The sequence below is a fragment of the Streptomyces sp. NPDC085460 genome (genome assembly GCF_044541975.1).
Taxonomy (GTDB): Bacteria; Actinomycetota; Actinomycetes; order Streptomycetales; family Streptomycetaceae; genus Streptomyces.
On record NZ_JBITTO010000003.1, the window covers coordinates 161,218 to 187,168 of the forward strand.

A 25,951-nucleotide genomic window follows, 5' to 3' on the forward strand; every position below is an offset into this window, starting at 1 on the left:
CGGTTCAAGTTGTGCATTGCGTACTGGTGCAAGCAATTCCCTCATGAAAGATTTCGAGTTGTTCGAGCAGATCGAATGCGAGCCGGCGACGGGGCGAGGGGGAACGCGGAAATGCGGTATGAGGCGTATTGCATGGCGGACCGGACGTTCTTCGACTCGCCCTCCGCGGCGCGGGACGACGGATACGCCTTCGCCGCCGCCGACCGCCCGCTCCCCGACGGGTGGCGGCGGGTCGGCCAGGACGACTGGCTCGTCTGTACGCCGCCGGCCGTGCGCCGGCCGGAGCAGGGCTGGAAGATCCACGCCTCCGGATGCCAGGACAACGCCGAGAAGATCCTCGACGCCGTCTGGGACTTCTGCGTCCCCCGGGGGATCCCCTTCAAGTTCCTGCGCGGACAGCACATCCTGCGGCTGCGGAACCTGAAGTACGCCTCCCGGGGCTCCAGCGGCAAACTGGTCACCGTCTACCCGGCGGACGAGGCGGAGCTGCGCGCGGTGCTGGAGGGCGTCGACGCCGTCGTCGGCGGCGAGCCCGGGCCGTACATCCTCAGCGATCTCCGCTGGAACCAGGGGCCGTTGTACGTGCGCTACGGCGGGTTCGTCGAGCGGCACGCCGTCTCCGAGAAGGGGATCCTGGAGCCCGCGATCGCGCGGCCCGACGGCACCCTCGTCCCGGACCGCCGCCGCCCCGGCTTCCACGTCCCGGAGTGGGTGACGCTGCCCGGGTTCCTGGAGCCGCACGCCGCCGCCCGGCGCGAATCCTCGCTGGCCGAACTGCCCTACACCGTCCGCAGGCCGCTGCACTTCTCCAACGGCGGCGGCGTGTACGTGGCCGAGGACACCCGCACGGGCCGCGAGGTCATCCTCAAGGAGGCCCGCCCCCACGCGGGGCTGACGGCCGACGGACGGGACGCGGTCAGCCGGCTCCGGCAGGAGCGGGACGTCCTGGAGCGGCTGGCCGGCCTCGACGCGGTGCCGGAGCTGCTCGGGTACTTCACCGTCGGCGATCACCACTTCCTGGCCCAGGAGCTCGTCGAGGGACGCCCGTTGAGCAAGTTCTTCGGCCTCAAATACCCGGAGACCGGGCCACGGGCCGATCCCGCGGAGATCGCCGAGTACACCGCGTGGGCGATGGACGTCTGCGGGGCCGTGGAGCGCGCGGTCGCCTCGGTGCACGACCGCGGCATCGTCTTCGGCGACCTGCACCCGTACAACATCATCGTCGGGGACGACGGCCGCGTCGGTCTGATCGACTTCGAGGTCGCGGCCCCGGCCGAGGCCGGGGCGGCCCGGATGCTGGGACACCCCGCCTACGCCGCACCGCCCGACCGCAAGGGGTACGCGGCGGACACGTACGCGCTGGGGTGCATCGAGCTCGCCGTCTTCCTGCCGCTGACCGCCCTGCTCCGGTTCGATCCGCACAAGGCGGTGGAGCTGGCCGACGAGATCGCGGAACGGTTCCCGGTGCCGCGCGCGTTCCTGGACTCCGCCGTCCGCAAGATCCTCGGCGGGGACGCTCCCGCCGGAGGCCGCGGCGAGGGAACCCGGCTCGGCGGGGACGCTCCCGCCGGGGGCGGCAGCGCCGGAACCCGGCCGACCCGCCCCCGCACCGGCCGGGAGAACTGGCCCGCCGTGCGCGCCTCACTGGCGGAGGGGATCCTCGCGAGCGCCACCCCGGCCCGGGACGACCGGCTGTTCCCCGGTGACATCGCGCAGTTCACCACCGGCGGGATCAACCTGGCCCACGGCGCGGCGGGCGTGCTGTACGCCCTGGACGTCACGGGCGCCGGCCGCCACCCCGCCCACGAGGAATGGCTCCTCGAAAGGGCGCTGCGCCAGGAGCAGCGGGCCAGGATCGGCTTCTACGACGGGCTGCACGGCGTGGCCTTCGCCCTCGGGCACCTGGGGCACCACGACGCGGCCCGGCAGATCGTCGACCGGTGCCGGGCGGAGCAGTGGCGGCGTCTCGGCACGGACCTCTCCAGCGGGCTGGCGGGCGTCGGCCTCAACCTGCTGCACTTCGCCGGCACCACCGATGACACGGCCCTCCGGGAGGACGCCCTCGCCGTCGCGGGCGTCGTGGCGGAACGGCTCGGCTCCGAGACGGACGTCCCCGAGGTGAGCGGCGGGCCCCACCCGCGCGCCGGCCTCCTGCACGGCTCGTCGGGCCCGGCCCTGCTGTTCCTCCGCTGCTACGAGGCCACCGGCGACACGGCCTTCCTCGACCTCGCGGCCACCGCGCTCCGCCAGGACCTGCGCCGCTGCACGGTCCGGGAGAACGGCGCCCTGCACGTCAACGAGGGCTGGCGTTCGCTGCCGTACCTGGCCGAGGGCAGCGCCGGGGTGGCCATGGTCCTCGACCGCTACCTCGCCCACCGGGACGACGAGCGGTTCAGGGCGGCGGCGGCCGGCGCGCTGATCTCCTCCGGCTCCCGCTTCTACGTCCAGTCCGGGCTCTTCAACGGCCGGGCCGGCATCCTCGCCCACGTCGCCGCCGTCACGGCGGAACGCGTCCCGTCCGACGACCCGCTCGTGGCCGCGCACATCGACGCGCTGAACTGGCACGCGCTGGAGTACCAGGGCCATCTCGCCTTCCCCGGCGAACAGTTGCTGAGGCTGTCGATGGACCTCGCCACGGGCTCCGCCGGCGTGCTGCTGGCCCTCGGGGCCGCGCTGCACACCGCCCCGGTACGCCTGCCGCTCCTCTGATCCCCCTGGTCCGCCCCTCGGACCAGGCCCACAGACCTGCCCGCCGATGACGGAGGGCGCCCGCGACGCGGGCACGCGCGTCCGCGCCGGAAGGAGGTGATCCCACGATGTCCCTGCTCGACCTTCAGGAGATGGAACTCCCGACCGAGTCCGCGGAGGAGGAGCTGCTCGGCAGCGGTAACAGCAACCACTGCTCCGACGCCAGCTGGGTCTTCTGCTGACCGACCCGCCGAACCGGCGGCCGCACGTGAAATCCCAAGGATCCGAACCATCGACGAAAGGACACATCATGTCCGTGCTCGACCTCCAGGAGATGGAACTGCCCGTCGAGACCCCCGAGGCGGAGCTGCTCGGCAGCGGCGCGAGCACCCACTGCTCCGACGCCAGCTGGGTCTTCTGCTGATCCGAGCGTCCACAGGTCCGCACAGCGGCCTGAGCACGTCACGCGCGGCCTGCGGGCCGTGAACGGTTCCGGTCGGCGGGTGTCCCAATCACCCGCCGGCCGGGCCGTGTTCCGTCCGGCTGCCCACCGGACCGCGTCCAGGGAGCGGAGCAGAGCCTTGACCACGAACCGACTGCTGCTGCGGACCACCCGGGACGGCGGTGTCTGGACTGTTGTACTGCTCGTCGCGGCACTTGTCTCCACCGCCGGACAGATCCTCTTCCCCGCCCTCCTCGGCAAGACCCTGGACGCCGCCCTCACCGAGGGCGGCGTCGGCGGCTGGACGGCCGGCTGCGCCGCCGCCGTCGGTGCGATGGTCCTCGCCGACGCGCTGTTCGAGCGGGCCGGCGGGATCGCCGCCGCGCGCGGCACGGCCCGGCTGCGCCGTTCGATGCTCCCCCCGCTCCTCTCCTGGACCGCCGCCGGACGGCACGCCCGTACGGCCACAGGGGACTCGGTGAGCCGGCTGGTCGGCGCGACGGGCGAGGCGGGCGGTGTCGCCGCGGTGCTCGTACGGGCCGCGCTGGCGGCCGTGCCGGCCGTCGGCAGCGTCGTCGCCCTGTGGCTCATCGACCCCCGGCTCGCCGGCACCTTCCTCCTCGGCTTCCCCGCCGTCGTCCTCCTCCTGCGGGCCTTCACCCGGCGCATCTCCGACGTGTCCGGCCGCTACCTGGAGACGCAGGGACGGCTGGCGACGGGCCTCCTGGAGGCCCTCGCGGGCCGCCGTACCATCGCCGCCGCCGGCACGGCCGAGCACGAGGTACGCAGGGTGCTGCGCGCCCTGCCCGAGCTCGGCCGGCTGGGCCGCGCCACCTGGCAGGCCCAGACGCAGGTGGCCGGACGATCCGCCGTGATCACCCCGCTCCTGGAGCTCGCGGTCCTGTCGGTGGCGGGCTTCGCCCTCGCCGCCGGACGGATCACCGTCGGCGAGATGCTGGCCGCCGCGCAGTACGTGGCCATCGGGAGCGGTCTCGGCATGACGACCATGCTCCTGGGGAGGCTGGCGCGGGCCCGGGCCGCGGCCGAACGGGTCCGCGGCTTCCTGGAGCAGCCCGTGATGGCGTACGGCGACCGGGCGCCGGAGCCGGGTCCCGGGCGGCTGGAGCTGCGGGGCGTGCGGGTGGCCGTCGGGGGCCGGACGGTCCTGGACGGCGTCGACCTGACCGTTCCCGGAGGGACGTGCCTGGCGGTCGTGGGCCGGTCGGGCTCCGGCAAGACCCTGCTCGCCGCCGTCGCCGGCCGGCTGACGGACCCCGACGCCGGAACGGTCCTCCTCGACGGCGTACCGCTCCGGCAGCTCGACCGCCCCGGCCTGCGGGGCGCTGTCGGCCACGCCTTCGCCCGCCCGGTGCTCTTCGGCGGGACACTGGGCGACGCGATCGCCCGCGGCACCGGAGCGGCGGCGCCCGGGGCGCCGGACACCGGGACCGTGCTCGCGGCGCGCGCCGCCGACGCGGACGGCTTCGTCCGCCGCCTCCCCGACGGCTACCTGACCCCGCTGCCGACCGCCGCCCTGTCCGGGGGCGAGGTGCAGCGCCTCGGCCTCGCCAGGGCGTTCGCGCACTCCGGGCGACTGCTCGTCCTCGACGACGCCACCTCCAGCCTGGACACGGTGACCGAGCACCGCGTCGCGACGGTGATCACCGAGGGCCTGAAGGACCGTACCCGGATCGTCGTCGCCCATCGCGCGACGACCGCGGCCCGCGCGGACACCGTCGCGTGGCTCGACGGCGGCCGGGTGCGCCGCGTCGGCCCGCACCGCGAACTCTGGCGCACGGAACCGGAGTACCGGCGGGTGTTCGGCGCCCCCGCGAGCGAGGTGCGGTCATGAGGAAGCGTCCTCGCGGAGCGCGCCCCGGGACGCCCCGGGAGGCGCTGCTCCCGCTCCTCGTCGCCCCGCTCACCGCGCGCCCCGGGCTGGTGGCCGGGCTGATCCTGTGGTCCCTGGTGGAGGCGGTCCCCGCCCTGCTCTCCGGACACCTGGTGGCGCGGGCGGTCGATCACGGCTTCGCCGCCGGAAACCCCGTGGGCGGCCTGGGCTGGCTCGCCGTGCTGGGGGCCGGCGTCTTCGTCGGCGCGTGGGGGACACGGCAGGCGTACCCGCTCCTCGCCGACGCGGTCGAACCCTTCCGGGACGACCTGGTGCGCCAGGTCACCGAGAGCTCCCTGCACCGGGCCGTGTCGGGCCGGTCCGTCGACGCCTCGGGGATCGCCCGGCTCACCCTCCAGGTCGAGATGGTGCGCGAGGCGTACGCGGGCGTGCTGATGGTCGTGCGCGGATTCCTCCTCACCGTGGGCGGGGCGCTGTTCGGCATGGTGTTCCTCGCACCGGCGGCCCTGCTCCTCGTCGTGCCCCCGTTCCTGGCCGGGCTCGGGCTGTTCCTCCTGCTGCTCCGCCGGATGGCCTCGGCTCAACGAGACGTCATCGTCGCGGACGAACGCGTCGCGGAGGCGGCGGCCACCGCCCACGCGGCCGCCCGGGACATCGTGGCGTGCGGCGCGGAGGACGGCGTACGGGCGGAGCTGATGGCGCACGTCGACGCCCAGGAGGCCGCCGCCCACCGCCTCGCCGCCCTCCTGCCGGTCCGCGTCCTGTGCCTCGCCGTGGCGGGCTGGCTCCCCCTGCTGCTGCTCCTCGCCGCCGCGCCCGGCCTGCGCGCGGGCGGACTGACGACCGGCGCGGTGCTGGGAGCGGCGACCTACGTGACCGCCGGCCTCCAGCCCGCCGTCCGCTCGCTCGTCCAGGGCCTCGGCGGCAGCGGCCTGCGACTGGCCGTCGCCCTGCGCCGCATCCGGGAGACATCGCCCGCGCCCGAGGCACCGGAGGCGCTGCCGGGCGCGGCCGGACGAGGGGCGGGAACGCAGGACGGTCCCGTGCCTGGCGCGGCCGGACGAAGCGCGGGGACACCGGACGGTCCCGTGCCGGGCGCGCCGTGCCCAGGGCCCGGGACGGCCGCCGCCCGCGCCGTCGAGCTGAGCGGGGTGTCCTTCCGGTACGGCGCCCGGGCGGAGCCGGTCGTCCAGGGACTCGACCTGGTGCTGGAGGAAGGGGACCATCTCGCCGTGGTCGGCCCGAGCGGCATCGGGAAGTCGACGCTGTCCGCCCTGATCGGCGGTGTCCTCGCGCCGGACGCGGGCCGGGTCCGCGTCGGCGGCGCCGCGCCCGCCGGCCTCTCCCCGGCCGGACTGGCCGCCGCGCGGGTGCTCGTCCCGCAGGAGGCGTACGTGTTCTCGGGCGCGCTCATGGAGAACCTGCGCTATCTGCGGCCCGACGCCTCCCCGCGGGAGGTGATAGCGGCCGTCGACGCGGTCGGGGCGGGACCGCTGGTCGGGCGGCTCGGCGGGATCGGCGCGGACCTCGATCCCGCCGCCCTCTCCGCCGGCGAACGACAGCAGATCGCGCTCGCGCGCGCGTTCCTCTCCCCGGCACCGCTGGTCCTGCTCGACGAGGCAACCTGCCACCTCGACCCGGAGGCCGAGGCGCGGGCCGAGGAGGCGTTCACCCACCGCCCCGGGACGCTGGTCGTGATCGCCCACCGGATCAGCTCCGCGCTCCGCGCCCGGCGCGTCCTGGTCATGGACGGCGGCCGGGTGGTGAGCGGCACCCACCGGGAGGTCCTGGAGCGCTCCCCGCTCTACCGCGACCTGGTGGGCCACTGGAGCGAGGACGAGCCCCCTGCCCACGACGACGGGACGGAGGCCGGCGAAGCGGTCAGAGCCACCCCGCCTCGGTCGCGATCCTGACCGCGTCGACCCGGCTGCGCGCCTGCGTCTTGGCCACCACGGACGCCAGGTGGTTGCGGACCGTCCCGACCGAGATGTAGAGCTGCGCCGCCACGTCCCTGGTCGACTCGCCCCGCGCGGTCAGCCGCAGCACCGCGACCTCCCGCGGGGTCAGCGGGTTGTCCCCCGCCGAGGCGGCGGTGATCGCCAGCTCGGGGTCGAGCACCCGCCGGCCCTGGGCCACCTGCCGGATGTCCTCGGCGAGCCGTGAGGTCGGCGCGTCCTTGCGGATGAACCCGAACACCTTGGCCGCCAGCGCCCGGCGCACGTGCTCCGGCCGCGCCACGCTGGTCAGCAGCAGGGTCCGGCAGGCGGGCAGCCTGGTCTGGAGGTCCAGCGCGGCGGTGATCCCGTCCGTGCCGGGCAGGTCGATGTCGAGGACGGCCACGTCCGGCTGGGTGCGCAGCGCGGCGGGCACGATGAGGTCGCCGTGGTCCACGGCCTCCACGATGTCGATGTCGGGTTCCTGGGAGAGCAGCGCCGTCAGCGCCTGGAGGATCAGGGGGGCGTCCTCGGCCAGCAGCACCCGTATCGGCGCACCCGACCCGGACCCGTTCTCGTCGGCTCTTCGTCCCAGCACGCCCTCGCCCCCGTCCCCCACGCTCTGCGTCCGCCCCGGCGACCGGTGCCGCCGAACGGCTCAACGCCCCGGACGCCGCCGCGAGTTCCGTACCGGACCCGATCCGGTGCGCGGCGGGCCCCGGTCCAGGGGCCCGGTCCGGTGTGCCGTGGGGGTGGGGCGGGGTGGGAGGCTTGGGGGCGAGGAGGAGTCGAGGGAGGCGGGGGGCCGTGACGGAGCAGAGCGCGTACGAGGGGTACGGGGCGTATCTCGACGGGTACGCCGGGATCCTGGCCGGGGTCTGCGCGACCGGGCGGCGGCTGAGGCGGGAGGAGCTGGAGGGGCTGCGGGAGCGGGGGGAGCGGGCCGCCGAGGCGGGGATCGGGCTGCGGGTGCTCGTACGGGCGCATCTGGCCGCCGCCCGCGAGGTGCGCGGGGTCGATCCGGACCTGCTGCTCGGCGCCGTCGAGCAGGCCGTCGACGCGTTCGCCGAAGGCCACGAGCGGGCCCAGGCTCTGGCGGTTCGTCAGGAGGAGGCAGCACGGCGGGAGTTCATCGACGACCTGCTGTACGGGCGGAGCGATCTGGGGCGGCTGGCGGAGCGGGCCGAGCGGTTCGGGCTGCTGCTCTCGCACGCGCACGCGGTGGCGGTGGCGCAGGCGCCGGAGCCGTTCGGGGACGGCTATCCCGTCTCGCGGAGCATCGAGTCCTCGCTGCTGGCCCGCTTCCCCACCCGGCGGATCCTGCTCACCACCAAGGACGGGCGGCTGATCTGCGTCGCCCCGGCCGACGAACCCGAGGTCCTCGCGCACTTCGCCAAGCAGGCGTACGCCGCGGCCGAGGGCAGTCTGGTCGCCGTCGGGCGACCGCACCCGGGCGCCGGCGGGGTCGTCCACTCGTACGAGGAGGCGCTCGGCGCCCTCGACCTCGCCGACCGCGTCGGGCTCGAAGGCCCGGTGCTGTACGCCGCCGACCTGCTGGTCTATCCCGTCCTCGGGCGGGACCGGCAGGCCATGGCCGACCTCGTCAGGACAGTGCTCGGGCCGCTCACCGCCGCCCGGGGCGGCGCGCGCCCGCTGCTCGACACCCTGCACGCCTACTTCGACGCCGGGTGCGTCACCGCGGAGACGGCCCGCCGGCTGGCGCTGAGCGTGCGGGCCGTCACGTACCGGCTCGACCGGATCCACCGGCTCACCGGCGCCGATCCCGGGGACCCCACCCAGCGGTACACGCTGCAGACCGCCGCGATCGGCGCCCGGCTGCTCGGCTGGCCGGACGAGCAGCTGTGAGCCGTCCGTTTCCTTACGGCATCAAGAACGCGTAAAGATTGCCGGATCCCGGCAATGCGCGTGCGGCCCTCGCGGTGAAACGATCCTCTGGACGGCGGCAGGACACGGCGACCGAAGGAGCGGGGACATGGTCTGGTTTCTCGGTCTCGGCATCGGCGGTCTGCTCCTGCTCGTCCTGAGCCTGGTCTTCGACGGGGTCCTGGAAGGACTCTTCGACGGCCTCGGGGGGCTGGACGGGCTCCTGTCGCTGCCGGTGGTCGCCGGGTTCCTCTCGGCGCTCGGCCTCACGGGGGCGGTCGTGCTCGGCACGACCGGAACGGGGGCCGGGATCGCCACCGGCGCGGGCGTGGTCGCGGGGGTGGGCGTGGGGTGGGTGACCTGGCGGTTCAGCCGGGCACTGCTCCGCGACACGACCGCGCCCGCGCCGCGTGGCGAGGACCTGGCCGGCAGCTCCGGATCGGTGGTCACCGCCGTCCCGGCGGACGGCTACGGCGAGGTGCTGCTGTACCTGGGCGGCCAGCCCGTGAAGTACGCGGCGAAGGCGTCCGAGCCGGTGCCGCGCGGCACCGAGGTGTGGGTCGAGTCGATCCTCTCGGCGACCTCCGTCCATGTGCGCCCGGTCGAACGCTGACCGTCGGCGCGCCTGGGTCCCCCTGCCGTCCCTCCGCTCTCTCCCGCCCTTCCCCGGTGGCTTCTCCCGCCGTCCTCTCCGCCGTACCCGATCGAAGGGGGTTTCGTCATGAGCCCTGTCCTCACCGCAGTGGTGGGCATCGTCGTCCTCGTCGTCCTGCTCGCCCTCGCCGTCGTCACCCGCTACAAGGTCGCGGGCCCCAGCGAGGCGTTCATCATCACCGGCCGGCGCGGCCAGAAGGCCACCGATCCGGCGACCGGCCGCGTCTACACGGACAACAGCGGCCAGAAGGTCGTGGTCGGCGGCGGGGTCTTCGTCGTACCGTTCGTGCAGCAGAAGTTCACCCTCGACCTCTCCAGCCGGCACATCCCCATCGCCGTCCGCGGCGCCGTCACCCTGCGCGGCGTGAAGGCCAACCTCGAAGGCGTCGCCATCGTCAAGGTCGGCGGCACCGAGGACTCCATCCGCGCCGCCGCCCAGCGCTTCCTGATGCAGCAGGACGGCATCGTCGGCTTCACCCAGGAGGTGCTGTCCGGCGCGCTGCGGTCCATCGTCGGCCGGATGTCCGTCGAGGACATCATCCGCGACCGCGCCGCCTTCGCCGGGCAGGTCGCCGAGGAGGCCGAGGCCAGCCTCTCCGGGCAGGGCCTCGTCCTCGACGCCTTCCAGATCCAGGACATCACCACCGAGGGCTCCTACCTGGAGGACCTCGGCCGGCCCGAGGCCGCCCGCGCCAAGCAGGAGGCCGACATCGCCGAGGCCGAGGCCCGGCGCGCCGCCGAACAGGCCCGGCTGAAGGCCGAGGAGGAGATCGCGGTCGCCCAGCGGACCCTGTACCTGAAGCAGGCCGAGATCAAGGCGCAGACCGACGAGGCCGCCGCCCAGGCCAACGCCGCCGGCCCGCTCGCCGAGGCCGCCCGCCAGCAGGACATCCTCACCGAGCAGGAGAAGGTCGCCGCCCGGCAGGCCGCCCTGACCGACCGTCAGCTCGACACCCAGGTCCGCAAGCCCGCCGACGCCAAGCGGTACGAGGCCGAGCAGCAGGCCGAGGCGCAGCGCACCGCCCGCGTGAAGCAGGCGGAGGCCGAGCGGATGGCGGCCATCGCGGCGGCCGAGGCCGAGGCCGAGCGGTCCCGGCTCACCGGTGAGGGCGAGAAGCAGCGCCGCCAGGCCCTGGCCGAGGCCGAGGCCATCGAGGGCGCCAAGCGCGGCGAGGCCGAGCGGGCCCGGCGCGCCGCCATCGCGGAGGCCGTACGCCTGGAGGGCGACGCGGAGGCCGGCGCCATCGCGGCCAAGGGCGCCGCCGAGGCGGAGGCCATGCACAAGCGGGCCGACGCGTTCGAGCGGTACGGCGACGCGGCCGTCCTCCAGATGCTGGTCGAGGTCCTGCCGCAGGTCGTCGCCAAGGCGGCGGAGCCGCTCGCCGCCGTCGACAAGATGACGGTCATCTCCACCGACGGCGCCGGCAAGCTGCCCCGCGCGGTCGCGGACAACGTCGCCCAGGGCATGGAACTCCTCAGCTCCACCACGGGAGTCGACCTCTCCGCGCTCCTCCAGGGCTTCACGGCCAAGGTGGTTCCCGCCGCGCCCGCGAACGGCACGGCGGCGGGCTCCGCGCCGGTCAACGGCACGCACGGGAAGGTCGAAATCACCGACTAGCCAGGCCGGCCGGCCCCCGGTGGCTGATTCGGGCCGCCGCCGGTCGTCGGCCCCCGGTGGCTGTTCGGGTCGCCGCCGGTCGCCGGCCCCGGTGGCTGCTTCGGGCCGCCGTCCGGCCCCGGCCCCGCTCCCGCCGTGATAGGCAGGGGCGGGGCCAAGTCGTGTGAAGGAACGGGGGGTTCGGCGTGGTGGCGGGGCTGCTGCTGATCCATGGAGCCGGGGGAAGCGCCGAGACCCACTTCGGCGGGCTCACGCGGCGGATCGGCGATCGAATCCCTTGCGTACGCGGGGAGTTGCCGGAGCGGGAGGGGCTCGGGGTCGACGAGGTCGTCGACGGGTTCGTGGCCGCCGACGCCGCCGGGGCCGGGACCCTCACCGTCTGCGGGTACTCGATGGGCGCCCCGCTGGCCGTACGGCTCGCGGTCCGGCACCCGGAGCGGGTCGACGGCCTGGTCCTGACCGCGCCCTTCGCCCACCCCGACCACCGGATGCGGCTGGGCCTCTCGCTCTGGCGGGGACTGTACGAGAGCGGCCGGCACCGGCTGCTCGCCGAGCACCTGGCGCTGACCGGGCTGGGAGAGACGTTTCTGGAGCGGACCGCCCCGGCCCGGCTGCGGGCCATGCTGATGCTCGCGCCCGCCCCGCCCGCCGGAACCCCGGCCCATCTGGAGCTCGCCGGGCGGATCGACGTACGGGAGGACCTGGGGCGGCTCGCGGTGCCCGCGCTCGTCGTCGTCACCGCCGAGGACCCGCTCGTCTCCCCCGCCCGGCAACGCGCGCTCGCCGCCGCCGTCCCGGACGCCAGGACCGTCGAACTCGCCACCGGACACCTGCCGTTCTGGGAGGACCCGGAGGGCTGGGCGGACGCGGTCGAGGGGTTCCTGACGGCGGCGCCGGAGGACGTGCCGACCGGCGGCCGGCGGTCCGGCGGCGCCAGGTGACCTGCGGCGTCAGATGATCGGCGGCGTCAGATGATCGGCGGGCGGCCCAGTTTCGTCATGCGCAGCACGGTCGACCAGCGCATCGGGCGGCGCGGCCCCGCCGGGGCCCGCAGGCCCTCCGCGAACCCGGCGAACCAGGAACGCAGGCCGCGCACCGAACGGGTGCGGGCGACCGTGAGCAGGACCCAGACCACCAGGTAGAGCGGGACCAGCGGGGCCGGCAGGTTCCGCTTCGCCAGCCACACGCGGTTGCGGGCGGTCATCCGGTAGTAGACGTCGTGCCGCGCCGGGCTGGTCTTCGGGTGCTGGAGCAGCAGCTCGGGCGCGTACCGGATCCGCCAGCCGGCGTCGAGCGCCCGCCAGGCCAGGTCCGTCTCCTCGTGCGCGAAGAAGAAGTCCTCGGGCCAGCCGCCGATCCGGTCGAGCATCGGCATCGACAGGCCGTGGCCGCCGCCGAGGAAGGTGGTGACCTCGCCGCCGCGCATCGGGTCCTTCGCACCGAGCCGGGGGACGTGCCGGCGCTGGGTCTCGCCCGTCTCGTCGGCGATCCGGAACGAGACGACGCCGAGCTTCGGCTCGGCCTCGTACAGGTCCGCCAGGCGGCGGAAGACGTCCGTGTCGATCAGCAGGCCGTCGTCGTCCAGGTCCACCAGGACGTCCACGTCGCCGAAGGAACGGAGGGTGTCGATGGCCACGTTCCGGCCGCCGGTGACCCCGCGGTTCTCGGGCAGCTCCACACCGGTGACGCCGTCGGGAAGCGCGGGCAGCGAACCGGTGCCGTTGCCGACCACGACGATCCGGGCGGCGGGCTCGTCCTGCTTCGCCACCGAGTCGAGCAGCGCGCCCAGCTCGGCGGGGCGGGTGCCCATCGTCAGTACCGCCACGCCCACTCGCGGTCGCGCCACGGTCCACTCCGTTCCAGATCGGGGTCGGGTCTCGCGTACGGCCGGCTCCCGCCGGCCCCACGGCACCCATTGTTCACCCTCCGGGAACCCGGACGGAACCCGGAAGGAACCCCGCGAGAACCGGGGCCGGGAAACGGGGGCGGCCGGGGGCGGTCCGGGCCCCGCCGCGCGGGGCGGAACGATCAGGAACCGCCGCCGGCGGAACCCCCGGGCCCCTTCCGGACGTCCGTGCGTACGGCGGTGGTTCCGCCGTGGTTCCGGTTCGGGGGGAGCGCGGCGAGGACGCTCGGGCCACGGCTCTACCCTGGTCCTCTGCCGTCAAGTGATCGATTGTCGAAAGGGCGTCTCCTGGTGCTGGTCGCGGACCGATATCGGCTTCACGGGTGTATCGGCCGTGGCGGCATGGGTGAGGTGTGGCAGGCCACCGACGAGGTCCTGGGCCGGGCCGTCGCCGTCAAACTGATGCTGGCGCAGTCCACCGACCCCTCGGGGGCCGACCGCTTCCGCCTGGAGGCGCAGACCGCGGCCCGGCTGAGCCACCCGCACGTCGTCGGCGTCTTCGACTTCGGCACCTGGGACGGCAAGCTCTTCCTGGTGATGGAGCTGGTCGAGGGCGACAGCCTCGCTTCCTCCCCCTCCCATCCCCTGGTCCTGCCCGCCGAGCGGGTCGCCGTGGTCGCCGCGCACGCCGCCGCCGGTCTCGCCGCCGCCCACCGGCAGGGCGTGGTCCACCGCGACATCAAGCCCGGCAACCTCCTCATGGACGCCGAGGGCACGGTCAAACTGGCCGACTTCGGCATCGCCCGCTTCGTCGACGACCCCTCGGCCGGCCTCACCACGACCGGGCAGATCGTCGGCACCGGCCTCTACCTGGCCCCGGAGCGGGCGCTCGGCAAGCCCGCGTCGCCCGCCTCCGACGTGTACTCGCTGGGCTGCGTCCTCTACCAGCTGCTCACCGGCCACCCGCCCTTCCGCGCGGACACGGCGACCGCCCTGCTGTACCAGCACATCGACAGCGCGCCGACCCCGCCGAGCCGGCTCGGGGTCGTCCTCACCCCCGCCTTCGAGGCGTATCTGCTGAGCCTGCTGGCCAAGCAGCCCGAGCAGCGCCCGCCGGCGCAGGCCATCGCCGACTGGTTCGGCTCCGGCGCCTGGCGGGAGTACGCCCCCCGGCCCGCGGCCGCGGCCATGCCCGGGGCCGTCCCCACCTCGCCCGGCCACACTCCGCCCGGCCACGCCCTGCCCGCCCACACTCCGCCCGGCCACACGGCGGGGCACAGCGCGCCGGTGTCCTCGCAGGCCGCCATGCCCGCCTCCCGGGGCCCCGCCCCCTCCCCCTCCCCCACCCCTCCCTCCCTCTCCGCCTTCCCCTCCCCTCGTTCCCCCCTCCCCTCCTCCGGGCCGATGGCGGCGCCGACGGCCGGGGCCGCGCCGGTGGGCGGGGCCCGGCGGCGGGCGCCCGAGCGGGCCGGGAGCGCCGGGTCGACCGGGGGCGCGCTCGCCGAGCTGTCCCGTCGCCGGCCCCGCAAGACGGCCGCCGTCGCCGGGGTGCTCGCCTTCGTCGTCTTCCTCTTCATCGGCATGGCCTGGCTCTCCTGAGCCCGGCCCGGCCCGCGGCACAACCCGCACGCCCCGCCCCGGCACGACCCGGCATCGCCCGGCCCGCCGCGGCACCGAACCGCCCCTCCCGACACCGGCCGCCCCGACCCCCGTCAGTACAGCCGGGGCGCCATCACGTGCGGGTCGGGGTCGCCCTCGGCGAGGAGGAGGCAGCGGGGTACGCCGGGGCCGACGGTGGCGCGTACCGTCGCCGGTGTCGGCGGGTCCGTCGGCAGCTCGATCGGGACGGCCACCGGGCGGTCCTCCCGGGCCGCCATGTGCCCGGTCTCCTTGCCGTCGACCAGGACCTCGACCAAGGGCCGCAGCCCGGTCTCCACGGTCGCCGAGACCGAATGGCCCCGGTAGTCGATGTGGAAGTGGTGGCGTCGCCTCATGGGGTCACCTCCGCGGCGGCTCCGGGCGCCGCCACCGACGCCCTCGGACACCTCCGTCCCTCCAGGGTAGGGACACCGGGCCCGGCCCGCCCTCCGGAACCCGCCGTCACCCCGCCGCGACGAGCCCCAGACAGCCGATGCCGAGCAGCACGGCGCAGACCGTCAGGTTGACCGCCCGGTACTCCAGGAAGACCGCCGCGAACTCGCGGATGGTGGCGCTCGGCCAGAAGTACGCGGCGGTCGGCGAGCCCACCACCTGACCGTCCACCCCCGCCTTCCTCGCCATCAGCGCGGCCCGGAAGGCGTGGAAGTTGTTGGTGACGATCACGCAGCCGGCGCCCGGCCGCTCCGCCTCCATCAGCTCCTTGCTGAACAGCAGGTTCTCCTCCGTGTTGCGGGAGCGGTCCTCGCGGACGATCCGGTCCTCCGGGAAGCCCCGCTCCACCAGGTACGCGGCCATGGCGTGGGACTCCGGCAGCTCCTCGTCCGGGCCCTGGCCCCCGGAGGTGACCAGGAGCGGCGGCACCCGCCCGCCGCGCCCGGCCAGCCGCTCGTACACCTCCCGCCCCCGGTCGAGCCGGCTCGCGAGCAGCGGCGGCACCCGCCGGCCGCCGATCAGCCCGGAGCCCAGCACCACCACGAAGCCGGCGTCCCGGCGCAGTCGCATCCGGCCGTACAGGAACGCGTATCCCACGAAGCAGAGGAAGAGGAAGGAGACGTATCCGAGGACGAGGAGCAGGGTGACGGCGATGACGCCGAGGACGCGGGAGCGGGCGAGGACCGCGACCGCCGTCAGCCCGAGCACGCCGAATATGCCGAGGCCGGCGAGGAGCGACAGCAGGTTGGCCGGGCTTCTGCCCTCCTTGCGGACCATCTTCACGCCGTTGGCGCAGAGCAGCCCGGCGAGGACCAGCGGGCCCAGGCAGAGGACGAGCAGCAGGAGGACGAGGACGGTCTCGGTGAGGCCGTGCGGCAGGTCGTCGACGGCCGTGAGCAGGCCGAGGCCGAGGAAGGTGACGGCGAGACCGAGGTACACCGCGTTCCCGAAGCGGCGGCGGTCGCGCAGCACACCGACCCCGAAGAGGAGGAGGAACAGGGCGGACACCGCGAAAGCGATCATGGCGTCATCGTAGGCATCCGCAGGACGCCGCAGCAGACTCCCGGACGAAGCTGTGGACAACTCCCCGGTGGCCGGACCGTCCCCACCCCTCCCGGGTGAGTCAGCGCTCCCGGGAGAGCGCGAACAGGCCCTTGCGGGCGCCCTCTTCGTACGCCTCCCGCAGTTCCGGGTCGTCGAGCAGCGCGTTCAGCGCCGCGTCGCTGCGGGCCCGCCCCACCGAGCAGTACCGGGCCGGCCGGTAGGAGGTGTCGAACACGGAGGTGCGCAACAGGTCGACGGCGCCGAGGAGATGGGCGGCGCGGTCGGGCCGGCCGTCGAGCAGCCGGATCCGGGCGAGGAGTTCGGCCGCGCAGGCGGCGCCGACGGCGGAGCCGAGCCGCAGGTGCTCGCGCAGGGCCCGGCGGGCGTGCTCGGCGGCCCGGACCCGCTCCCCGTCCCAGGCGAGGAGTTCGGCGCGGGCGTGGTCCGCCCAGGCGTCGGCGAAGAGGTCCCGGCCCGCCCAGGTGCGCCGCCCCGCCCCGTCCAGCTCCAGCTGGTCCAGGGCCTCCTGCGCGGCCTCCGGGTCGGTGCGGCTGAAGCAGAGCGCCAGCGACGCCCAGCACGCCTCCCGGGTCGGGCCAAACTCGGGCACGTCCCCGATCTGCGCCAGCGCCTCCCGGAACTCGTCCGCCGCCGCCCGGGTGCGGCCCTGGTACAGGGCGATCGCGCCGCGCAGATGGGCCAGCAGCCCCAGGCACCGCTCGTCGCCGTCCCGTACCGCGCTCGCCCACGCCATCACCAGCAGTGGGTCGGCGTCCTCCACACGGCCCGACTCCAGCTCCAGGAAGGCGGCGAGCCACAGCGCCCGGGCCGACGGCGGGCCCGGGTGCAGCGAGAGGACGTGCCGCAGCCGGGTCCGCCCCTCGGCGGCCCGCCCGCAGCCGACCCACAGGAACCACAGCGAGACGGCGATCTCCAGGGCCGCGCCCGCGTCGTCGCCGGGGGCCGGCTCCGCCGTCGTCGGGTCCATCGCGGCGGCCAGGTCGGGGAGTTCGCGCAGCGCCAGGTCGCGGGCGTCCAGCTGGCGGCCCCGCTGCCACCACTCGGCGGCCCGCCGGGCGACCTTCACGCACCACCTCCGGTGGTGCAGGACCACGACCGGACGGTCGCCGCGGGCGGTGAGCCTGCGGGCGCCGACCGCCCGCATCGCGTGCGGCATCCAGTGGCGCGGCCCGCCGTCCTCCCCGTCGAACAGGTCGTCCACCGGCAGCAGCGCCCGCGGCGCGAGCCGGTCCAGGACGGTGCCGACGTCGACGGCGGCCAGCGCCCCGTACCCGCACACCTCCTCGACCGCCCGCCGGTCGAAGGCGCCCTCGAAGACCGACAGCCGCTCCCAGAGCAGCCGTTCGGCCGGCCCCGCCCCCGCGTAGCCCTCCTCGGCGGCGGCGAGCTGGGCGGCGCCGACCGGCTCGCCCCACAACACCTCGTGCTCCGGCGGCTCTCCCGCCACCCGCCCCATGCTCTCCATCCCGTGCGCCCCGTTTCGATGGATATGGTCCGGCCGCCCTGGTCGCGACGGTGACTTCTGGCCGAATTCATGGCCATCCTGCGTCGCGGCGGCTTGAATGCATATGCCCTGGTCCACATCCTGGGGTGCCTCCGGAGCCATGACCACGGTTTTCCGGGGATCGGCCAAGGAGGGAAATGCGTACCGGGGAATCCGTCCTGGGAGAGGCGGACATGTCGCTGATCCACGCGCTCCAGATACTCCCGCGGGCCAGCTGGACCCAGCTCTCCACCGTCCTCGGGACCGGACCCGACACCCTCGCGCGCCGCTGGGAGCACCTCACCGCCGGCGGCTACGCCTGGACCTCGCTCCTCATCGCCCGGCGCGGCGCCGAGTCCGCCCTGTACGCCTGGGTCGAGCTGGAGTGCAGCGCCGACAGCACCGAGGCGACGGCGATCGAGCTGTCCGGCGACCCCGGCACCCTCGGCGTGCACGCGGTGACCGGCGGCGCCGACCTGGTGCTCCTGCTGATCGCGCCGGACCTGCCGGCCCTCGACGCCTACGTCACCGGACGGGTACGCCGGCTGCCGGGCGTGCTCCGGGCCCGCACCCAGGTCGTCACCCGGATGCACAACCGCCCCTACCGCTCCCGCGTCGAACACCTCACCCCCGCCCAGGCACGGCTGCTCACCGAGGTCACCGCCCTGGAGCGGCGGGACCCGGCACGCGCGCGCGTGGCACCCCAGGTGACGGAGCTGGACCGGCGGCTCGTCGCGGAGCTGGCCGGGGACGCCCGCAGGACCGCCGCCGAGCTGGCCCGGCAGTGCGGCACCAGCGAGTCGACGGTACGGCGCAGGCTGGACGTCCTGGCGGCGGGCGGCGCGCTCCACCACCACTGCCAGCCGGCGCCCCGTTTCTCCGGGCGCCCGGTGTGGGCGATGGTGACGGCGCAGGTGGCGCCGCTGGACGAGCCGGCGACGGTGGCCGCGCTGACCCGGGTGCGCCGCACCCAGGTGATCACCTCGGTGACCGGGCCGCACAACCTGGTGGTGGCGATGTGGCTGGGCTCGGTCGAGGAGCTGCACGAGATCACGGCGGGGCTGGTCCGGGCCGCCCCTGCGCTGCGGATCACGGGGACGGCGGTCAGCATGCGCACGTACAAGATCGGGGCGCAGGTGCTCGGCGCGGACGGGCACCGGCTGCACCACGTCCGCCCGGAGCCCTGACCCGGGACACGGGCCCCGCGCTCCTCCCGGGTCAGGCCCTTCCGGCCGTCCGTGCGCCGTGGTGTCCTGGGGGCATGGAGTTCGCCGTGTTCGTGACGCTGCCCGGTCTGGTCATCCTGCTGACCGCGGTCGCCTTCGCCGACCAGTTCCTGCGCATGACCGGGCGCGGGAAGCGCCGGGGCACGGTCTCCTCGACCGGTTTCGAGCAGCTGCACGCCACCTTCTCGCCGGGCAAGCAGAGCGAGCTGAAGGAGCGGCAGAGCGCCCTGCTGCTCCGTGACGACCAGGAGGACGGGGCGCCGCCGCGCCGGACCACGGTGGATCTGGCGGGCGGCCGCGCGGTGATCCGGCTGGGACGGCCGGACGCGGAGTCCTGAGGAGCGCGCGCCGCCGGATTCGGGTGCCCTCCTTGCGAGGCCGGGATTCGGATGCCCCTCCTGCCGGGGCGGGATTCGGGTGCCCCTCCTGCCGGGGCGGGGTTCGGGTGCCCTCCTGGCGGGGCGCCGGGACCGTCCCCGTACCGTGGGGGGCGTGTACCGGTTCCTGAGGACCCCCCGCTGGTGGGGGATCAATGTCTTCGTCCTGCTGGCCATCCCCGTCTGCGTGTTCATGGGGACCTGGCAGCTGGGCAAGTTCGAGGATCGCGTCGACTCCCACCAGGAGGCGGAGCGGAAGCCCGACGCGAGCGTCCAGCGGGCCGAGCCGCTGGCGGCGCTGCTGCCGGTGGACAAGGAGACCTCCGGCCGCGTCGCCGAGGCCACCGGCCGGTACGGGAAGCAGTTCCTGGTGCCGGAGCGCGAGCTGGACGGCAAGCGGGGCTCGTACGTGCTGACGCTGCTGCGCACGGACGAGGGGCGGTCGCTGCCCGTCGTCCGGGGCTGGCTCCCGGCGGGCGCGGAGGCCCCGGCGCCGCCGTCCGGCGAGGTCACGGCCGTGGGCGCGCTCCAGGCGTCGGAGAACCAGGGCACGAAGGGCGTGCGGGCGGCCGGCGGGCTGCCCGAGGGGCAGCTGGGCATGATCAGCGCGGCCTCGCTGGTGAACGTGGTGACCGACGACGTGTACGACGCGTGGGTCACGCTCACCGACTCGCCTGCAGGTCTGACGCCGGTGCCGGCCGCCGCGGCGGCGGGCACGGGCCTGGACGCGAAGGCGTTCCAGAACCTCGGCTACACGGCGGAGTGGTTCGTCTTCGCCGGCTTCGTGGTCTTCATGTGGTTCCGGCTGGTGCGCCGCGAGGCGGAGGCGGCCCGGGACGAGGCGCTGGGCCTGTCCGGCCCCTGACCGACGGCCCCACGGGCCCGGAGACGGCCACGGGCGGCGCCTACAAGACCGAGCACGAACACGACACGGCGAAGGGGCCGGGGATCTCTCCCCGGCCCCTTCGCCGTCCTCAGCCGTTGAGCAGCCCGGTCCGGTAGACCGTGCCCGCGCAGGCGCCGGAGAGCACCGTGGTGACGGTGGGGTCGCCGGGCTCCGCGGTGTGGCTGACGACGACGCCGCCCTGCAGCGGCTCGGCGCGCACGAGCTGGGTGGTGACACCGGAGTCGACGCCGGACTCGGTCCCCGTTCCCGAACCCGAGCCGTCGCCGGAGCCGGTACCGCCGCCGGTGCCGGTGCCGCCGCCGGCGTCGGCGCCGCCCGGGGTGGTGCCCCCGCCGCCGTCGGAGGGCGTGGGAGAGGGCTCCGTCGCGGTCGGCGTCGGCTCGGTGGGCGTGGGCGTGGGCTCCGTCGGGGTCGGCGTCGGCTCGGTGGGCGTGGGCTCCGTCGAGGGGACGACCGGGCCCTGGGTCGGGCAGCTCCCGCTCGGCACCCAGGCGAACTTCACCTGGTACGAGTCGCCGGGCCGCAGCAGCACCGAGGCGGACTCCGCCGAGGGGGCGGGCAGGCCGGTCGCCGGGTCGCCGTCGCTGTGCCGGACGACGCCGATCCGGCTCGGGTCGGCGGAGCCGGTCGTCGAGACGCCGACCAGGCCGTCGCCGTCGACGACGCAGGGCGCGTCGGAGGCGTTGACGATCGTGAAGCCGCCGTAGACGACGCCGGTGGCGTCGGGGCCGCTGTTGTACGCGCCGGCCGACTGGAGCGTGCCGCGGCCGCAGCTGGGCGCGGTCCCGGGGTCGACGGCGGAGCCCGAGGCGGTCGGGGTGCCCTTGGGGTCGGGGCGCCCGGTGCCCTTGGTGGCTCCCTTGGTGGGGCCGGTGGTGGGCGACACCTTGACGGAGGGCGCCTTGGTGGTGGCCGGGCTCTCGGCCTCGGCGCCGGTGCCGCCCTGCGCCTGCTCGCCGTGGCCGGCGAGGGCGGGGTTGGCGGCGGTGACGCCCGGGGAGCCGGCGACGTGGACGAGGGCCGGGACGGCGGTGCCGATGAGGACCGCCGCGGCGGCGGCGCCGACGAGCGCCTGCCGCTTGCGGGCGCGGCGGGCGGGGACGGCGCGGCGGAGGTGGTCGAGGGCCTCGGTGGACGGTTCGAGCCCCGAGACGGCGCCGTGGAGCAGCCGCCGCAGCGCGAGCTCGTCCGCCCCGTCGTCCTCGCCGGGTGCGGGCTCGAAGTCCATCATCAGTCGTCCACTCAGGTCGTCACGGGCGGCGCGGCCCTGCTCGGGGGCGCGTCCGCCGCGTTCATGGGGGTCGTGGCGCTCCTCGCCCTCACCACGACCGTTCCGCTCGTCCTGCTCGTTCGGCTCGCCGAGGCCGTCCGGCTCGTTCAGTTCGCCGCGGCCGTCCGGCTCGCTCGACTCGTCCTGACCGTCCGACTCGTCCCGGCCGTCCGGCTCGTCCCGGCCGTCCTGCTCGTTCGGCTCGCTCCCCTCGTCCGGCGCGCTCCGCTCGTCCCGCGCATCCCGCTCGTCCCGCGCGTCCGGCGTATCCCGCTCGTCCCGCGTGTCCCGGTGTCCGCCCTGGTCCCGCTCCGCGCTCATGCCTTGGCCTCCATGACGACGCGCAGGGCGGCGATGCCCCGGGAGCCGTACGCCTTCACCGAGCCGAGCGAGATCCCGAGGGTCTCGGCGACCTGGGCCTCCGTCATGTCGGCGAAGTAGCGCAGGACGAGGACCTCGCGCTGGCGGCGCTGGAGGCCCTTCATCGCGGTGATGAGGGCGTCGCGCTCCAGCTGGTCGTACGCCCCCTCCTCCGCGCTGGCCATGTCGGGCATCGGCTTGGAGAGCAGCTTGAGGCCGAGGATGCGGCGGCGCAGCGCGGACCGGGAGAGGTTGACCACGGTCTGGCGCAGGTAGGCGAGCGTCTTCTCGGGCTCGCGGACGCGCCGGCGGGCCGAGTGGACGCGGATGAACGCCTCCTGGACGACGTCCTCGCAGGAGGCGGTGTCGTCGAGGAGGAGGGCCGCGAGGCCGAGCAGCGACCGGTAGTGGGCGCGGTACGTCTCGGTGAGGTGGTCGACGGTGGTGCCGGTGACGGCGGGATCGGCGGCCTTGCGCGGCGCGGGGATGCCGCTGACTCCGCTCGCGCGGGACTCGGTGGGCACGACGGTGGTCACCGCGGCCCCGTCGAGAGGGCGCGGACGTCCGAGCGGGCGGGCCGCGACGTCGCGTCCGGGCGCGGGGACGGCGCCGGGCGCCCGCAGGGGGAGCACGGCCGCGCGAACCGCCCGGAGCGGGGAGATCGCAGGGATGTCGAGTACGTCTGCCACGCCTGTTGGACGCGTGTTCCCCCGGGATGGTTGTACGCGGACACCGCTGTTCTCAGCGGTGAGCTGATCATCCTCATGCGTAACCGTTCTCCCCCTTTGCCCCGTTTCCGCGCATGCTCCGCGCCACGTTCGTGGGTGAACGCGGAGACGCGACCCGCCCAACTACGAGTTGCAGCAAGGGGGAAGAGCATCGTCCGACACCACATCACCGCAGTTCAAGGGGGTTCCTCGGCCGAATTGCTCACAGGATGTTCACAGATCCCACGAAGTCACCGCAATCGGATGCGACGACCGCGCCCGGCCGCTGGGGAGCGGCCGGGCGCGGTCGGTGGGACGCGGGGGGCGGGGTCAGCGCCCGGTGCCGCCGTAGACGACGGCCTCGTCCGAGTCGCTGTCCAGGCCGAAGGCGGTGTGGACGGCGCGCACGGCCTCGTTCACGTCGTCGGCGCGGGTGACGACCGAGATGCGGATCTCGGAGGTCGAGATGAGCTCGATGTTCACGCCGGCGTCGGACAGGGCGCGGAAGAAGTCCGCGGTCACGCCCGGGTTGGTCTTCATGCCGGCGCCGACGAGGGAGATCTTGCCGATCTGGTCGTCGTAGCGGAGCGATTCGAAGCCGATCGCGGCCTTCGCCTTCTCCAGGGCGTCGATGGCCTTGCGGCCCTCGGCCTTGGGGAGGGTGAAGGAGATGTCGGTGAGACCGGTGGAGGCCGCCGACACGTTCTGCACGATCATGTCGATGTTGATCTCGGCGTCCGCGACGGCCCGGAAGATGGCCGCGGCCTCGCCCGGCTTGTCCGGCACGCCGACCACGGTGATCTTCGCCTCGGAGGTGTCGTGGGCGACACCGGAGATGATGGCCTGCTCCACCTTGTCCCCTGTCGGTTCGTTGCTGACCCACGTGCCCTGGAGTCCGGAGAAGGACGAGCGGACGTGGATCGGGATGTTGTAGCGGCGTGCGTACTCGACGCAGCGGTGCAGCAGCACCTTGGAGCCGGAGGCGGCGAGCTCCAGCATGTCCTCGAAGGAGATCCAGTCGATCTTCTTCGCCTTCTTCACCACGCGCGGGTCGGCGGTGAAGACGCCGTCGACGTCGGTGTAGATCTCGCAGACCTCGGCGTCGAGCGCGGCGGCGAGCGCCACGGCCGTGGTGTCCGAGCCGCCGCGGCCCAGCGTGGTGATGTCCTTCTCGTCCTGGGACACGCCCTGGAAGCCCGCGACGATGGCGATGTTGCCCTCGTCGAGGGCGGTGCGGATCCGGCCCGGCGTGACATCGATGATGCGCGCTTTGTTGTGGACCGAGTCGGTGATGACACCCGCCTGGCTGCCGGTGAACGACTGGGCCTCGTGGCCCAGGTTTTTGATCGCCATCGCCAGCAGGGCCATGGAGATCCGCTCTCCGGCGGTCAGCAGCATGTCGAACTCACGTCCGGCAGGCATCGGAGACACCTGCTCGGCGAGATCGATCAGCTCGTCCGTCGTGTCGCCCATCGCGGAGACCACGACGACCACCTGGTGGCCGTTCTTCTTGGCTTCCACGATCCGCTTGGCGACGCGCTTGATGCCCTCGGCATCGGCAACGGAGGAGCCTCCGTACTTCTGCACGACAAGGCCCACGTGCGCTCCTCGCTCGGTCGGTGCCGCAGCCTCTCGCTGCGGTCGGCTCAGTCTAACGAGCGGCCGAAAAACGCCGACCTGCTATCACATCCTGAGACGCGGTGCCCAGAGAGTGATCACATCGGGACCGGCACGGCCCCTCCGCGCGCCCCCGCGCCGCCTACAGCCCCTTCATCCCCAGCGGCCCGGCGATCTCCTGGACCATCACGCGGCCCGCCTCCTCCGCGAGGTCGTCCTCGGTCAGGTCCTCGTCGGTGTCGAGCCCGTCCAGGGCCGCCAGCGGCTGGTCCAGGCGGACGTGCGCGACCAGCGACTGGAGGGCGCGGAGGGTGGCCGAGGCGGTGGGGCCCCAGTTGGAGAAGTACGAGAACTGCCACCACCACAGGGCCTCGGAGGTGCGTCCCGCCCGGTAGTGGGCGAGGCCGTGCCGCAGGTCCGTGACGATGTCGGCGAGGTTGTCCGAGATCCGGGCCGGCACCGGCGCCTTGCGGGGCTCGTACGGGTCGAAGACCTCGGAGAAGACGTCCACCGGGTCCAGCATCACGGCGAACCGCTCCCGCAGGTCGTCCACGTCCGGCTCCGGGCCCGTGTCCGTCTCGTACCGCTCGTCCGGGACGATGTCCTCGTGCGCGCCCAGCCGGCCTCCGGCGAGCAGCAGCTGCGAGATCTCCAGGAGCAGGAAGGGCACCGCGCTGTCCGGCTCGTCGCCCTTGGCGACCTCGGTCGTGGCGACGATGAAGCTCTCGACGGAGTCCGCGATCTGGACCGCGAAGTCGTCGGGGCTCTGCGTGATGGAGTGGAGCGTGGGGTCAGACATCGAGGAGCCTCCCTGAGAGCTCACCGGCACCGGCCCGGTCCTCCCGCGCCCGGTCGTCATACATCTAGCAGCCTCCGCCCCTCGAAGGCACGGCCGAGCGTCACCTCGTCGGCGTACTCCAGGTCGCCGCCGACCGGGAGCCCGCTGGCGAGCCGGGTGACCTTCAGCCCCATGGGCTTGATCATCCGCGCCAGGTACGTGGCCGTCGCCTCGCCCTCCAGGTTGGGGTCGGTCGCCAGGATCAGCTCGGTGACCGTGCCGTCCGCGAGGCGCCCGAGCAGCTCCCGGATCCGCAGGTCGTCCGGGCCGACGCCCTCGATCGGGCTGATCGCGCCGCCGAGGACGTGGTACCGCCCCCGGAACTCGCGGGTCCGCTCGATCGCGACGACGTCCTTCGGCTCCTCGACCACGCAGATGACGGTCAGGTCCCGGCGCTGGTCGCGGCAGATGTTGCACCGCTCCTGCTGCGCCACGTTCCCGCAGACCTCGCAGAACCGGACCTTCTCCTTGACCTCCAGGAGCGCGTGGGCGAGCCGGCGCACGTCCGTCGGCTCGGCCTGGAGGACGTGGAAGGCGATCCGCTGCGCGCTCTTGGGACCGACGCCGGGCAGCCTGCCCAGCTCGTCGATCAGGTCCTGGACCACGCCTTCGTACAACGGAACGCCCTTCCCGGGGTGTGCTGCCTTGCTTCTTACGGTAGTGGCTGGAAGTGCCCGCTAGAAGCCCAGGCCCGGCATCCCGCCCAGACCCTGCGCCAGCGGGCCCAGCTTGGCCTGCTGGAGCTGCTGCGCGTTGTCGTTCGCGGCCTGCACCGCGGCGATCACCAGGTCCGCCAGGGTCTCGGTGTCCTCGGGGTCGACCGCCTTGGGGTCGATGACCAGGCCGCGCAGCTCGCCGGAGCCGGTCACGGTGGCCTTGACGAGGCCGCCGCCCGCCTGGCCCTCGACCTCGGTCGCGGCGAGCTCCTGCTGGGCGCGGGCGAGGTCCTGCTGCATCTTCTGCGCCTGCTGGAGGATCTGCTGCATGTTGGGCTGGCCGCCACCGGGGATCACGGTCACTCCTCGTGGTTGATGGTTCGGTCCGTCACGTCTGGTGCCGGTGGAACGAGCCTACGTGGTCGGGGACCGCCCT

The 25,951-nt window shown here is 74.5% G+C and carries 24 protein-coding genes; 13 read left to right on the forward strand and 11 right to left on the reverse strand.

What is annotated here, in order from left to right:
- The first annotated feature begins 132 nt into the window (after positions 1-132).
- The 5 genes from lanKC to ACIGHB_RS08545 all read left to right on the forward strand — a co-directional run bounded on the left by lanKC (position 133) and on the right by ACIGHB_RS08545 (position 6,895).
- Positions 133-2,709, forward strand: coding sequence for a class III lanthionine synthetase LanKC (gene lanKC / locus ACIGHB_RS08525; RefSeq protein ID WP_399910719.1), 2,577 nt, complete (start codon positions 133-135; stop codon positions 2,707-2,709).
- 107 nt (positions 2,710-2,816) lie between these two features.
- Positions 2,817-2,930 carry a SapB/AmfS family lanthipeptide gene (locus tag ACIGHB_RS08530; protein WP_360306909.1) on the forward strand — a complete coding sequence of 38 codons (114 nt, stop codon included), beginning with the start codon at positions 2,817-2,819 and terminating at the stop codon, positions 2,928-2,930.
- A 68-nt stretch (positions 2,931-2,998) separates the two neighbouring features.
- The gene (locus ACIGHB_RS08535) at positions 2,999-3,112 is read left to right on the forward strand and encodes a SapB/AmfS family lanthipeptide (RefSeq protein ID WP_360306912.1); all 114 of its coding nucleotides are present in this window, start codon (positions 2,999-3,001) and stop codon (positions 3,110-3,112) included.
- A 157-nt stretch (positions 3,113-3,269) separates the two neighbouring features.
- Positions 3,270-4,982 (forward strand): ABC transporter ATP-binding protein, encoded by a 1,713-nt coding sequence (locus ACIGHB_RS08540; protein ID WP_399910724.1) that lies wholly within the window; start codon positions 3,270-3,272, stop codon positions 4,980-4,982.
- The gene (locus ACIGHB_RS08545; RefSeq protein WP_399910727.1) at positions 4,979-6,895 is read left to right on the forward strand and encodes an ATP-binding cassette domain-containing protein; all 1,917 of its coding nucleotides are present in this window, start codon (positions 4,979-4,981) and stop codon (positions 6,893-6,895) included. The genes ACIGHB_RS08540 and ACIGHB_RS08545 overlap by 4 nt, the downstream gene beginning before the upstream one ends.
- Here the strand turns inward: ACIGHB_RS08545 and ACIGHB_RS08550 are convergent.
- The gene (locus ACIGHB_RS08550) at positions 6,864-7,514 is read right to left on the reverse strand and encodes a response regulator transcription factor (RefSeq protein ID WP_360306921.1); all 651 of its coding nucleotides are present in this window, start codon (positions 7,512-7,514) and stop codon (positions 6,864-6,866) included. The genes ACIGHB_RS08545 and ACIGHB_RS08550 overlap by 32 nt on opposite strands.
- Before the next feature lie 209 nt (positions 7,515-7,723).
- On the opposite strand from ACIGHB_RS08550, the gene ACIGHB_RS08555 reads away from it, so the two are divergent.
- From ACIGHB_RS08555 to ACIGHB_RS08570, 4 genes are all read left to right on the forward strand, one after another.
- Positions 7,724-8,782 (forward strand): PucR family transcriptional regulator, encoded by a 1,059-nt coding sequence (locus ACIGHB_RS08555; RefSeq protein ID WP_399910730.1) that lies wholly within the window; start codon positions 7,724-7,726, stop codon positions 8,780-8,782.
- Positions 8,783-8,909: 127 nt separating this feature from the next.
- Positions 8,910-9,413, forward strand: a complete 504-nt coding sequence (locus tag ACIGHB_RS08560; protein ID WP_360306927.1) for a hypothetical protein — start codon at positions 8,910-8,912, stop codon at positions 9,411-9,413.
- A 108-nt stretch (positions 9,414-9,521) separates the two neighbouring features.
- Complete coding sequence (locus tag ACIGHB_RS08565; RefSeq protein WP_360306930.1) at positions 9,522-11,072, forward strand: SPFH domain-containing protein; 1,551 nt, start codon at positions 9,522-9,524, stop codon at positions 11,070-11,072.
- Positions 11,073-11,260: 188 nt separating this feature from the next.
- The gene (locus ACIGHB_RS08570; RefSeq protein ID WP_399911619.1) at positions 11,261-12,013 is read left to right on the forward strand and encodes an alpha/beta fold hydrolase; all 753 of its coding nucleotides are present in this window, start codon (positions 11,261-11,263) and stop codon (positions 12,011-12,013) included.
- Positions 12,014-12,039: 26 nt separating this feature from the next.
- On the opposite strand, the gene ACIGHB_RS08575 is transcribed toward ACIGHB_RS08570, so the two are convergent.
- Positions 12,040-12,918 carry a glycosyltransferase family 2 protein gene (locus ACIGHB_RS08575; RefSeq protein ID WP_360306936.1) on the reverse strand — a complete coding sequence of 293 codons (879 nt, stop codon included), beginning with the start codon at positions 12,916-12,918 and terminating at the stop codon, positions 12,040-12,042.
- Positions 12,919-13,320: 402 nt separating this feature from the next.
- Here ACIGHB_RS08575 and ACIGHB_RS08580 point away from each other — a divergent pair, with 402 nt between their 5' ends.
- Positions 13,321-14,517, forward strand: coding sequence for a serine/threonine-protein kinase (locus ACIGHB_RS08580; RefSeq protein WP_399910735.1), 1,197 nt, complete (start codon positions 13,321-13,323; stop codon positions 14,515-14,517).
- 113 nt (positions 14,518-14,630) lie between these two features.
- On the opposite strand, the gene ACIGHB_RS08585 is transcribed toward ACIGHB_RS08580, so the two are convergent.
- The 3 genes from ACIGHB_RS08585 to ACIGHB_RS08595 all read right to left on the reverse strand — a co-directional run bounded on the left by ACIGHB_RS08585 (position 14,631) and on the right by ACIGHB_RS08595 (position 17,521).
- A complete protein-coding gene (locus ACIGHB_RS08585; RefSeq protein WP_399910738.1) occupies positions 14,631-14,912 on the reverse strand; it encodes a hypothetical protein in 282 nt (93 codons plus the stop codon).
- Between the two features lie 106 nt (positions 14,913-15,018).
- On the reverse strand, positions 15,019-16,032 hold the full coding sequence (locus ACIGHB_RS08590) for a YdcF family protein (RefSeq protein ID WP_360306945.1): 1,014 nt from the start codon (positions 16,030-16,032) through the stop codon (positions 15,019-15,021).
- A gap of 100 nt (positions 16,033-16,132) precedes the next feature.
- Positions 16,133-17,521 carry a tetratricopeptide repeat protein gene (locus tag ACIGHB_RS08595; protein WP_399910741.1) on the reverse strand — a complete coding sequence of 463 codons (1,389 nt, stop codon included), beginning with the start codon at positions 17,519-17,521 and terminating at the stop codon, positions 16,133-16,135.
- A gap of 194 nt (positions 17,522-17,715) precedes the next feature.
- Between ACIGHB_RS08595 and ACIGHB_RS08600 the strand changes: the two genes are divergently transcribed.
- The 3 genes from ACIGHB_RS08600 (at position 17,716) to ACIGHB_RS08610 (ending at position 20,025) form a co-directional block, all read left to right on the forward strand.
- Entirely contained in the window at positions 17,716-18,744 is a 1,029-nt protein-coding gene (locus ACIGHB_RS08600) for an Lrp/AsnC family transcriptional regulator (RefSeq protein ID WP_360306951.1), read from the forward strand.
- Between the two features lie 74 nt (positions 18,745-18,818).
- The gene (locus tag ACIGHB_RS08605) at positions 18,819-19,121 is read left to right on the forward strand and encodes a DUF6191 domain-containing protein (protein ID WP_399910744.1); all 303 of its coding nucleotides are present in this window, start codon (positions 18,819-18,821) and stop codon (positions 19,119-19,121) included.
- Between the two features lie 154 nt (positions 19,122-19,275).
- Positions 19,276-20,025: an SURF1 family protein gene (locus ACIGHB_RS08610; RefSeq protein ID WP_360306957.1), complete on the forward strand. Its 750-nt coding sequence runs from the start codon at positions 19,276-19,278 to the stop codon at positions 20,023-20,025.
- A 109-nt stretch (positions 20,026-20,134) separates the two neighbouring features.
- Here the strand turns inward: ACIGHB_RS08610 and ACIGHB_RS08615 are convergent, their stop codons facing one another.
- From ACIGHB_RS08615 to ACIGHB_RS08640, 6 genes are all read right to left on the reverse strand, one after another.
- Positions 20,135-21,658: a hypothetical protein gene (locus ACIGHB_RS08615; RefSeq protein WP_399910748.1), complete on the reverse strand. Its 1,524-nt coding sequence runs from the start codon at positions 21,656-21,658 to the stop codon at positions 20,135-20,137.
- On the reverse strand, positions 21,655-22,386 hold the full coding sequence (locus ACIGHB_RS08620; RefSeq protein WP_399910750.1) for a SigE family RNA polymerase sigma factor: 732 nt from the start codon (positions 22,384-22,386) through the stop codon (positions 21,655-21,657). Before ACIGHB_RS08620 ends, ACIGHB_RS08615 begins: the two co-directional genes overlap by 4 nt.
- Positions 22,387-22,734: 348 nt before the next feature.
- Positions 22,735-24,003, reverse strand: a complete 1,269-nt coding sequence (locus ACIGHB_RS08625) for an aspartate kinase (RefSeq protein ID WP_388876985.1) — start codon at positions 24,001-24,003, stop codon at positions 22,735-22,737.
- A gap of 160 nt (positions 24,004-24,163) precedes the next feature.
- Positions 24,164-24,820: a DUF5063 domain-containing protein gene (locus ACIGHB_RS08630; protein ID WP_399910753.1), complete on the reverse strand. Its 657-nt coding sequence runs from the start codon at positions 24,818-24,820 to the stop codon at positions 24,164-24,166.
- Positions 24,821-24,876: 56 nt separating this feature from the next.
- On the reverse strand, positions 24,877-25,476 hold the full coding sequence (gene recR, locus ACIGHB_RS08635; protein WP_360306972.1) for a recombination mediator RecR: 600 nt from the start codon (positions 25,474-25,476) through the stop codon (positions 24,877-24,879).
- Positions 25,477-25,536: 60 nt separating this feature from the next.
- Entirely contained in the window at positions 25,537-25,872 is a 336-nt protein-coding gene (locus ACIGHB_RS08640; RefSeq protein WP_189849084.1) for a YbaB/EbfC family nucleoid-associated protein, read from the reverse strand.
- Between the last annotated feature and the right edge of the window lie 79 nt (positions 25,873-25,951).

Bases quoted from the DNA above. Each gene is read 5' to 3' on its own strand.
- ACIGHB_RS08580 (WP_399910735.1), top strand. From the start codon at position 13,321: ATGGGTGAGGTGTGGCAGGCCACCGACGAGGTCCTGGGCCGGGCCGTC.
- ACIGHB_RS08535 (WP_360306912.1), top strand. From the start codon at position 2,999: ATGTCCGTGCTCGACCTCCAGGAGATGGAACTGCCCGTCGAGACCCCC.
- ACIGHB_RS08585 (WP_399910738.1), bottom strand. From the start codon at position 14,912: ATGAGGCGACGCCACCACTTCCACATCGACTACCGGGGCCATTCGGTC.
- ACIGHB_RS08590 (WP_360306945.1), bottom strand. From the start codon at position 16,032: ATGATCGCTTTCGCGGTGTCCGCCCTGTTCCTCCTCCTCTTCGGGGTC.
- lanKC (WP_399910719.1), top strand. From the start codon at position 133: ATGGCGGACCGGACGTTCTTCGACTCGCCCTCCGCGGCGCGGGACGAC.
- ACIGHB_RS08560 (WP_360306927.1), top strand. From the start codon at position 8,910: ATGGTCTGGTTTCTCGGTCTCGGCATCGGCGGTCTGCTCCTGCTCGTC.
- ACIGHB_RS08545 (WP_399910727.1), top strand. From the start codon at position 4,979: ATGAGGAAGCGTCCTCGCGGAGCGCGCCCCGGGACGCCCCGGGAGGCG.
- ACIGHB_RS08630 (WP_399910753.1), bottom strand. From the start codon at position 24,820: ATGTCTGACCCCACGCTCCACTCCATCACGCAGAGCCCCGACGACTTC.
- ACIGHB_RS08615 (WP_399910748.1), bottom strand. From the start codon at position 21,658: ATGAGCGCGGAGCGGGACCAGGGCGGACACCGGGACACGCGGGACGAG.
- ACIGHB_RS08565 (WP_360306930.1), top strand. From the start codon at position 9,522: ATGAGCCCTGTCCTCACCGCAGTGGTGGGCATCGTCGTCCTCGTCGTC.
- ACIGHB_RS08530 (WP_360306909.1), top strand. From the start codon at position 2,817: ATGTCCCTGCTCGACCTTCAGGAGATGGAACTCCCGACCGAGTCCGCG.
- ACIGHB_RS08605 (WP_399910744.1), top strand. From the start codon at position 18,819: ATGGAGTTCGCCGTGTTCGTGACGCTGCCCGGTCTGGTCATCCTGCTG.
- ACIGHB_RS08600 (WP_360306951.1), top strand. From the start codon at position 17,716: ATGCGTACCGGGGAATCCGTCCTGGGAGAGGCGGACATGTCGCTGATC.